This is a genomic window from Leptothoe sp. PORK10 BA2 (assembly GCF_034932105.1).
Taxonomy (GTDB): domain Bacteria; phylum Cyanobacteriota; class Cyanobacteriia; order Phormidesmidales; family Phormidesmidaceae; genus Leptothoe.
Window position 1 is genome coordinate 50,502 of the sequence record NZ_JAYGIG010000125.1, and the last position, 9,505, is coordinate 60,006.

At 44.0% G+C, this 9,505-nt stretch carries 6 protein-coding genes; all 6 read left to right on the forward strand.

The window, feature by feature from the left end:
* Positions 1–81 precede the first annotated feature (81 nt).
* The 6 genes from VB741_RS19940 to VB741_RS19965 all read left to right on the forward strand — a co-directional run bounded on the left by VB741_RS19940 (position 82) and on the right by VB741_RS19965 (position 9,230).
* Positions 82–1,077 (forward strand): prepilin-type N-terminal cleavage/methylation domain-containing protein, encoded by a 996-nt coding sequence (locus VB741_RS19940; RefSeq protein ID WP_323366956.1) that lies wholly within the window; start codon positions 82–84, stop codon positions 1,075–1,077.
* An 8-nt stretch (positions 1,078–1,085) separates the two neighbouring features.
* Complete coding sequence (locus VB741_RS19945) at positions 1,086–1,655, forward strand: pilus assembly FimT family protein (RefSeq protein WP_323366957.1); 570 nt, start codon at positions 1,086–1,088, stop codon at positions 1,653–1,655.
* 268 nt (positions 1,656–1,923) lie between these two features.
* On the forward strand, positions 1,924–6,795 hold the full coding sequence (gene hpsA, locus VB741_RS19950) for a hormogonium polysaccharide biosynthesis protein HpsA (RefSeq protein ID WP_323366958.1): 4,872 nt from the start codon (positions 1,924–1,926) through the stop codon (positions 6,793–6,795).
* A gap of 35 nt (positions 6,796–6,830) precedes the next feature.
* Entirely contained in the window at positions 6,831–7,520 is a 690-nt protein-coding gene (locus VB741_RS19955) for a prepilin-type N-terminal cleavage/methylation domain-containing protein (protein WP_323366959.1), read from the forward strand.
* A gap of 55 nt (positions 7,521–7,575) precedes the next feature.
* Positions 7,576–8,607, forward strand: coding sequence for a PulJ/GspJ family protein (locus VB741_RS19960; protein WP_323366960.1), 1,032 nt, complete (start codon positions 7,576–7,578; stop codon positions 8,605–8,607).
* Positions 8,608–8,696: 89 nt separating this feature from the next.
* Positions 8,697–9,230, forward strand: coding sequence for a pilus assembly FimT family protein (locus tag VB741_RS19965; protein ID WP_323366961.1), 534 nt, complete (start codon positions 8,697–8,699; stop codon positions 9,228–9,230).
* The last annotated feature ends 275 nt before the right edge of the window (positions 9,231–9,505 follow it).

Consider the following 9,505-nt stretch of genomic DNA (forward strand, 5'->3'; position numbering starts at 1 on the left):
CGTAGTTTGATTTAGCGTTTTTGGGATGTAGTCAGTTGAATGTTTTTAGCTCATTTGAAAGGGGCTTAGGTGACTTTTATAATGCTTAAGCGAGTCTTTAAAAAGCATGTTGTGAAATACCCGACTAATCAGGGGTTCACATTAATCGAAATATTGATATCCATGGTGATGGCTGGGATTATTATTTCTGGCCTAATGTTTTTGGTGGTTGATCTACTGCGTACTGACCAGCGAGAGTTGACCCTAGAGCGAACCCAACAGGATATGAAACGGGCCTTGGACTACATTGCTGACGATGTGCGAGAGGCTATCTATGTATATGACGATCCTACGTCATTGGTTGCAGCTCTAAAAATTACAGCCTCTAGCTTACCAACTGATGCAAGGCCTGTTATGGCTTTTTGGAAAGTTAAACCGTTGGATGCTAATGCCGATGATTATTCCAAGTTAAGCACTCCAGGTACCGCTGCATGCAATGGTTTAGCAGCCACACCATTGGCTAATTGTCGAGCTTTGTTGATTCGCCATGGTTATTATGAGCTAGTGATTTACTACAGTACTGACCTGAATGATCCAGACTGGGAAGGGAAGGCACGTGTATATCGTTACAGCGTACCGGAATACTCAACCGCTGCTCTAACTGATGGTAATTCTGCGACACTCTTAGTTAGTTCTATCTTTGTAGAGGATTCGTCTAAGACACCTCCACAGGGTGGGACTCCTAGTCCTAGTTGGGTGCCTAACGAGAGCGGTGCAGGTACATTGCGCGGTGATGTGCTTGTAGATTTTGTAGCTGACTTAGCTGCAACGCCCGCTCCTCCGGCTTGTGAAGTAGGTTATACGCAGATTCCAACAACAACAACAGGCGCAACGGCTAGCAATAGTTTTTATGCTTGTATTCGTCCAAGTGATGAAGCTAATAATCTGTTAAATCAGGATGTCAGTATTTATCTACGGGGCGATGCTGATCCAAAAGATTCTTCACTGGTGTTAGGTGGGGTTAGCGGCAATAGCGAGTTACCAACCTTGCAAACGCGAGTTTTGACTCGCGGTGTGGTTAATAAGGATTTACCTTAAGGAATACTATGAAACGCGCTTTGACTCACCACAGTTGGCTTAAGTTGATATCTCGTCGTTCCCATGATACTGAGGGTGGTTTTACTCTCCTAGAGCTTTTAGTAATTGTAATCATGGTTGGGATTTTAGCGGCTATTGCAGGCCCTGGTTGGCTTGGCTACATAAACAAAAGACGGGTTACAACCACCCGTGATGATGTTTATCAAGCTATGCTTCAAGCTCAAACTAAAGCACAACAGCGCAGTACTACCTACCAGGTTTCATTTCAAGAGACACCTGATGGAGTTTTGCAGTGGGCAACACATCAGAAAGGCACAACGCCCTCTGTCTGGGAAACAGCGGATTCTGGCAACGTTGAAATTGACACTCAATGTACGGGAGCACTAAACCCAATAGCCCCTGGTGGCACCGATACTATTGAGTTTGACTTCAAAGGTAATGTTGCTGAGGTAGGCACTCTTTATTTTGCCAGTGAAGTAGATGGCCCTGATAATGGTGATGATGATCCAACCTTGAGTGCTATAGACTTTGCCACCCTTATTGGTGGACTGAGAAAAGTTAAACAACAGTGCGTTTAAAGCTCTATAGATACAACAGCTTTATCCTTCACCTACGCTTCTTTTGTGGAAGCTATGCCAACAACCTAACTCAAAGAACGCTGATCCGTTCAATTTATAATATACCCAGTCAGCTATGCAAACACTCTAGCTGTCTGAAAACCTAAGTATTTTCTGGGGCATCAGCCATAGAAACTTTGTATTTATTTTAACAAATCAGTGGATTCTGGGAACCATCTTTGAGCTCAAGCTCGTTAGTCTAAAGCATCCTGCTTCATAAAGGATGCATATGAAACGCCCTCGGGTTCCTAATCAAAATTTATTAAACCATATTGGTCGGTTACCTAAGCGGTCTATGGCTTGGGTACTAAAGCTAGCTTTTACGAGTGCTCGCTTCAGTCGCACTCGCCAGGCTGGCTTTGTATTGCCGACAACGGTAATGCTGATTTTGGTCCTGACCCTGACGGTTGGGGGACTAAGTTTCCGTTCGTTTAACAGAGCTGCTCAGACAATTGCATATCGCGAGCAACAACAGGTTGATAATTTTGCTGCTCCCGCCATTGACCGGGCCAAATCTAAAATTGAGTATTTATTTACCCGAGATCCAGAAATCATAGACAAAAGACCGCCGTCAAGTAGTGATTTGGTCAATGCTTTGCTGGCTAAGTCTGCCACTTGGGGTGATGCTGATCATGCAGATAAAGATCCTTATACTTTGCCAGATGAAACCCAGCTCGATATAAATGGTGATAATCAGCCTGATCCAGCATGGAGCTTTGAGTCAGATGGCAATATTGTTATTTATTCTCTCTTAACTGCCCATGAGGCCAGAGATTCTTCTGGTGTGCTATTGAAAGATAGTGATACACCAGCTCAAGATCTAACCCTCGCTTCAAATATAGCTGCGGATAAAGCTAATAAGCTCATTACTCGCAACGGTCCTATTAATACCCAGGAGGCTATTGCTGGATGTCCAATTAGTGCTCTGGCCGGCGATGGTTGGCAGGATGCTGGCAGTAATCTGCAGAAGAATTTTCAGGTCAATATTTTATCAATTTCAAATCCTGATGGACTTAATCGAACTGTCAGTTCAGCCGAGTATCAGCAGGTTCGGAGCGCTCCTAAAGGCAATAAGTATGGAGCCTGGTTCCGCTATGACTTAGAAGTATTTCCGGGTAGTGCATTTCGCTGGAACGGTGCCATGCACTCCGAATCTAACTTTATTGCCAGTGATAATTTGAGAGCCTATCTTGTAAGCTCAGTAAATTCATGTGTTTTTAGCGCCGATGATTCAGCCATTACTATCACGGAAAGTGCCGATAACAATTTAGATGGAAACCCTGATGGTTTTAAGGGACACCTGATTGCTGGTGCTTCGAAGAATGACTCTTTTGGTGCCTCTCAGGTAAACTTTCACCTTTTTAATGGCACAGCAGCTCAGCAAGGAGCTAACTTCACAGCCAGTATAGACTCTGTGAAACAAAATTCAGCCAAGTTAACAGATATATCGGTTGACCCTGTTGCCATTTTTACTGAGGACAGTTCTGTTAACTTAAAGGCTCCTGGAGGTAGCTCTTGGGAACCTGTCAATGGTTCTAGTGGTACCGAGTACTTAAATCGGGTAGAAAATGTATCTGATGCAGCGCGTCCGTTTTTGGATGATGGCTATCGTGCCGATAACCGTTATGGGCCAAAGCCGGTTTACGATGCTCTCAACAGTTTAGATAGAGTTAACCAGAAAAAAGAAGACGGAGCCAATATTTCACCAGCGCATCAAATCGGTGATGCTATTGATGACAATAACACGTTGGCGTCTGATGATCCCGCTACCCAGGAATATGGCTTGGATGGTTACTGGGAAAGGCGTTCTATTGCCCAAGGTTTGCGCACTATCGTTGGCCAGAGATTAGAACTAGGCAATCAGTTTGGCTGGTCAGCAGACGATCCACTTTATCCTCCTAACAAAGTTGCGAATCTGGCAAGTACTACAGGCACACAAAAGGGACCAGCTGAGGCCAAACAACAACGATCATTGCGTGACAATTTATCTGCTGTGCAGGGAATGGTTGTTTACCATTACACACATGATAATGGTAAGGTTCCATATATTTGTGCGGCATCTACCGTACATCCTGGCACGGTACAGACCTTAATTAATAGCCGTACCTTTAACCGTTATCAGATGCCTGATGGTGGCACAACTCTTCCTGATGGGACTACACCAAGTCCCATGGAAATTAACTTTTTGACAGGGAAGGGAACAAACGGTTGGGAATTTGACTTTAGTAGCTTTGATAGTGATAGTGATGGCGACATCACCGATGAATTTGTTTCTACAACCCCTATGGGCAAGGCCCTGCGGAATCTGGCACATTTTGCTGGCGATCCTAGGGGGGGAGCTCCATCTTTTTCCCCTAAGCAAGGGATTAAAGGCAATGCTATGGGGGTAGCGTTGGCAGATGATGATGATTTTGTTCATCCCTATCCATACTTGTCAATGTGGGGAGACTTTTCGGTTCTGCGACGCATTTTTGATGAGTATCTTGATGCTGGTGCAGCATATGACAGCTTGAGCCCTGCTGATCAATCAACATTGCACAGTGCTGCCTGCACTCTTGGGATGTTGGCCTATAATCTCAAATCTGAACAGGATGTATACAATGCTGTCTTGAATGATACGAGTATTAACTGGTCGAATTTAGGGGTAAAGCTCACTCAGTTGTTTGATATGAACAACATCAGTAATGGCTCACCGATTATTGGGCGTCCTGTTGTTGGTAATTCTAATTACAAAGCTGAAGGCTTATGTAAAGGTACTCAGGCTAGCGCACCGAACTACTCTGATCCAGCCTGGACTGGCTGTCCTTCAAAGAATCCAAATAGTGTTACAAACATTTCTGATCCTGAACATCCGCAAAACTATTTCAGTAGATTCTCTACTGATGAGTGGATCGCAGCGTTAGTGAGTACTGGTAGCTTATCTACAACCGAAGCAAGGGCGATTAATCTGTTGGTTAGTTATTCACAGATCTTGAGGGATAGGGTGCTTGGGTTTAATACCACATCCGCCTTTCAGGGGGATGTCGCGCCAAATGGCAATTACGATGTTGCTACGAGCATTTGGACTAATCCAACCGGCAGTAATGGGGTTAGTGCTGGTGAATTAGGAGCTGGAGACACGTTACAACTGGGTTGCGATCCTGATATTTTCAATGCTGGCACGGCCAGTGCGGGTTCAAAACGGGCGCAATTAGGTCTTGCAGTTGTCATGTGTTCCCCTGGTAATAGCCCCAAATACCCTTCCCTATACTACTTATTTCCGGCGTTTGACCATGGCCATTTAGGTGCAGATGATTCTCTTACTACAGGTATTGAGATAGATCATACTCAGCCTACTACTGAAGAATATATCAATGAAGGTGGAGGTGATATCTACATTGCCGATGTGACCACTACTACCACCAAAGCCAATGATGGCTATACCTATTCAGCTGTTGATCCTGCCACGGTTGCCCTAACACCGAAAACTGCGGCTAGTACCTTTAACCAACCAACAGCTACTGTTTCAGGTGGTACACTCACATCTCGCAATGATCTCCAGAAAAATATCATTAATGCCAACGGTACCATTACTGAACTTACTTTTCTGGATAAGGCCATGATGGATGGTCGTGAGTTGTTAAGTGTTCGTGTGCTCGATTTAGATATTAATAAGCTCACAAAAATCACCAGTGGTGATAGTAAGACATTCTTTACGGTCGGTTCTGATAAAATTGCCTGGATTCCTGAGTTGGACGGTATTTTCTATGCAGCGCGAGAAGATGCGGTTAGAGAAGACATGATTGTTCGTCCTAGTCAGGCCACCTGGGCGACCTGTAAAGACTTCACTAAATTGGTAAATAATGGTCAAAAATGTCCCATGAAGGTGGATACGACTAATGCAAATCAGAGAGATACTTACGATCCACCATTAGCCGATAACCTGATTAGTCCAAAACCTGTGGATATGTATGCCGATCCAGATCGGCGTCCCTATGGCTTCCGTTTGATTAATGGAGCTAAACTGAACCGTTCAGTGGCTGATACGGCGGCAGGACTAACCTTTGTCACTGATAACCCTGCTTATATTTATGGCAACTTCAATCTGCATCAAGATAGCAGTGGCAATATCTTAGAAGAATTTAAGGCTCCTAATTTTTTGGGTGAAACCTTTGCTACAGAAGCTAATGAGACTACAGCCTTTAATCAGTTTTATGGCAGAGTCCGAGCCAACCTCGACACAAAATTTTCTCGAGGAGGTCAGGATCTTTGGCGACCTGCTGAGATCTTTGCTGATGCCGTCACTATTCTGTCGAATAACTTTCGGGATGGTGTGGTGGAAGATGCCTATCTCTATAAAACTGTCACGACGTTGGGCGATGCTAAAGACGTTGAATCTTCATACTTAAATTCAAATCGCCCTAAGATAAGCACCTCAAAGTTTCCGGATGATTGGCAACGGGAAGACCTTGCAAAGACATCAACGTTATCCAATGTGAATTTGCCAATTCGGTTTGACCGCAACGGGAAGCCTTCCAAAGCTACATCTGAATCGAGTATAGATAGCACGTTTGCGCTATTTCCAGACAGCTTCTCTGGCAGACATATTGTTTTTAGTGATGCTGATTATTTTAATGATCGTCAGAAAGATCAGATTGCGGCAGCCACCCCTACACGGGTTAATGCTCTGCTAATTGCAGGTATTGTGCCGTTGCGTTCTGGGCAAAATTATGGAGGATTACACAATTTCCCCCGTCTCCTAGAGTATTGGCCTAATAAATCTTTGATTATTTCAGGGGGATTTTTTCAGCTTAACTTTAGTACCCATGCGACTGCCCCCTTTGACCAGGATGCGTGGGAGCCTGGTGCGTCACCTAGTAGCACGAAGGAGAACAATGCGTTCTATGGTGCAGCCCGCCGTATTTGGGGATACGATGTCGGTTTTCAATATACGAGCGTTGCTCCGATTGCTCGCCGTTTTGTAACGTCTGGCAGACCGAGAAGTGAGTTTTATAGAGAGTTACCGCTAGATGATCCTTATATCAAAAATCTTTGTAAGGCCGAAGATGCAGGAGATAATCTGGCATTAATTGATTCAGCTGGTAATTCTGTATGCCAATAGGGTAAATGCATATGATATTTTCAAGAATAAGGCCCATGAGCTTACGGCGATTTCAATATCTATCTTTCCGGTCGAAGAACGATGGTCTCACCTTGCTTGAAAGTTTAGTTGCCATTGTTGTTATTGGCATCTCAGTAGCTGTTATGTCGCCAATGGTGATACTGTCTGTAGCGACCAGAGTTCAGAGCCAGCAAGCAGAGCAGGCTTTTCAAATAGCCCAGGCAGAGGTAGATCGGATTAAGCTCATTGTTGAAAGGGGTGGTGATTATACGTTGAATATTGCATCGACTCCTAATACTGTTCTAAGTACAGCTGATTTTAATACTGCTCCAAAGGGACCAGTTCCGGCTCCTAAAAATATAGCGGCTAATTATTCAGCAACATCTGACTCAGCTAAAGGAATTGATGTTGATAACGATGGGAACAATGATTATGCAGTTCAAGTATTTAAGACAGCGGGTAGTACGACTTCCACGGGTAAGCCGGTAGCTTTTGACCTTGGTATAAGGGTTTATAGAGCTGATGTTGTCAATCCAGCCAATAGTCTTAGTGTGGAGCAAGCTTATCTTGGTCTGACAAGTGGTGAGGGGCAGTCTGCAACTCGACCATTAGCGACCATTTACACCAGCATCATCAAAAGTGATACGGATCGTTCACTTTGTGATTACTACGGCTTTCTCAACAGCGTCAATGGAACAACTGTTTCTACTCCTTCTGAGTGTTAGCGGCATCACCTTCTACTCCCTCTGAGTGTCAACGGCATCACCTTTTGAAAAGTTCATGGCTAATTATCGTTCTCAAACTTGGCTATATCGATGGTTCTTGCAGATGCATCAGCCTCAGAATAGTCGAAACTATGGCTTCACTCTGATTGAAATATTAATTTCAATGGTGATGGCTGGCATTGTGATTTCAGGGCTTCTATTCTTAATGGTTGAACTACTCAGGGTAGACCGTCGAGAGATTGTCTTAGAGCAGGTTCAGCGAGATATGCAGCGGGCTATTGATTATGTTGCAGATGATCTGAAAGAAGCCGTGTATGTATATAGTAGTCCTACAGATATTACAGACCAGATCGGCGCTCTGGATTCAGAAATAGCAGCGGATGCTGAGCCGGTATTAGCCTTTTGGCGGCCTGATCCTTTAGATGCTTCTCTTCCTGCAGACTGTTCTGGCGAAGGCACTAATGAGCAGCTTTGCAACTTAATTAAGACCCGTGGGGCTACCTATTCTCTGGTTGTTTACTATCAACAGCCAAAGGATACAACGTCTGTTTGGGAGGGAGAAACAACGCTGAGACGTTATGAATTGTCCCAGTATTCCAATCTGAGTGCGGCAGGTGCAGCCAAGTATACTCTTAATACGGGATATGCAGATCCAGTTACTAATACGGGCTCCAATTTTGAAACTTGGACTCCAACAACAAGTCCAACTAATGACACTGATAAGAAAGTACTGGTGGACTATGTAGATGCAATTGACTTAGCTGCAACCTCTGCTGATGCAGTTGATTGTCGTAACCTAATTTTCAATCTTAATCAAGGTTTAACTGGTGAAACCAATAGTGCTGACGAGCAGTACGATTATGTTCTCTCTCCTCAAAATACTACTAGCACAACTGGCTTTTTTGCCTGTGTTAGGAATCCTGAAATGGACGGAACTTTTAGGACCAACCAAGATGTTTATCTTTTCTTGAAAGGAAATGCTAGTTCGGCTAACCGTTTTTTACAGCCAGCCAGCGCAGCGAGTCGTTTGCCTGTGCTGCAAACTCAGGTCAAATTGGGTGGTGTCATTGATCGAGACGGTGAGTAAACCATGTTCAAGTTCAAACCTGTAGGTTCTTCTACAGAAAAAGTCTAGTTCTGGATATGAATAAGGTTTAATAAAAAGGGACGCTATTGATGAAGCGATTTAAATTACAAGAGTCTGTTTCCTCAACGGCTGGTTTCTCCTTGCTTGAGATGTTAGTTGTTATTATTATGGTGGGCATTTTGGGTGCCATGGCTGCTCCTGGGTGGCTTGGTTACATGAATCGTCAACGTGTTAACCGTGCCCGTAGTGATTTGGCGCAAATCATTCAAACTGCTCAATCTGACGCTCAACAAAAAAATGTAACTAGAGTTATTAGGTTCTCTGGGGCTGCTGGTGTATCAGCTGATCCAATATTACAAGTGAATTCTACGACTGGTGTAACAACTGGCTTAGAACGTTCTGTTGGTGGAGAGCAAAATGGCAGTATCACGTTAACGGCTAATGCCCAAGAGTTTATTTTTAATTACAAAGGGGAAGCTACGCCTGCTAATCCAGCTGACTTTCCCTATATTGTATCTGTTGCATCTGAACTCAGCCAGACACCAAAATGCATCATTGTAGCGACTATACTTGGCGGCATTGTTCAGGCTGATGGTGATGAGTGTGATAGTTCCCGCTACTGAGAAAAACTCTCATAGGAAGTAACAGTCTTAAAGCTTTCTTGAATAGATATTATTAAGGGCACCTCTATTAATTGCCTTGACCTCAAAAACAACGTCTGAAACTATTCGAACTTGGTTCACTGTTCTCAGTAAAATGAGTCTCTTTTAAGGCACTGGTTCCGCCAGGTGGGTCAGCGTAAAGGCATGTTGTATATACGATAGACGATAATAGGTTCAGCAAAAGCTGATCTAATCTGGGTGGTGTTATGGATCTATTTTCTCATCCGTGTCCTTGC

Coding starts and splice junctions, on each gene's coding strand:
- VB741_RS19940 (WP_323366956.1), top strand. CDS start 82: ATGCTTAAGCGAGTCTTTAAAAAGCATGTTGTGAAATACCCGACTAAT.
- VB741_RS19945 (WP_323366957.1), top strand. CDS start 1,086: ATGAAACGCGCTTTGACTCACCACAGTTGGCTTAAGTTGATATCTCGT.
- hpsA (WP_323366958.1), top strand. CDS start 1,924: ATGAAACGCCCTCGGGTTCCTAATCAAAATTTATTAAACCATATTGGT.
- VB741_RS19955 (WP_323366959.1), top strand. CDS start 6,831: ATGAGCTTACGGCGATTTCAATATCTATCTTTCCGGTCGAAGAACGAT.
- VB741_RS19960 (WP_323366960.1), top strand. CDS start 7,576: ATGGCTAATTATCGTTCTCAAACTTGGCTATATCGATGGTTCTTGCAG.
- VB741_RS19965 (WP_323366961.1), top strand. CDS start 8,697: ATGAAGCGATTTAAATTACAAGAGTCTGTTTCCTCAACGGCTGGTTTC.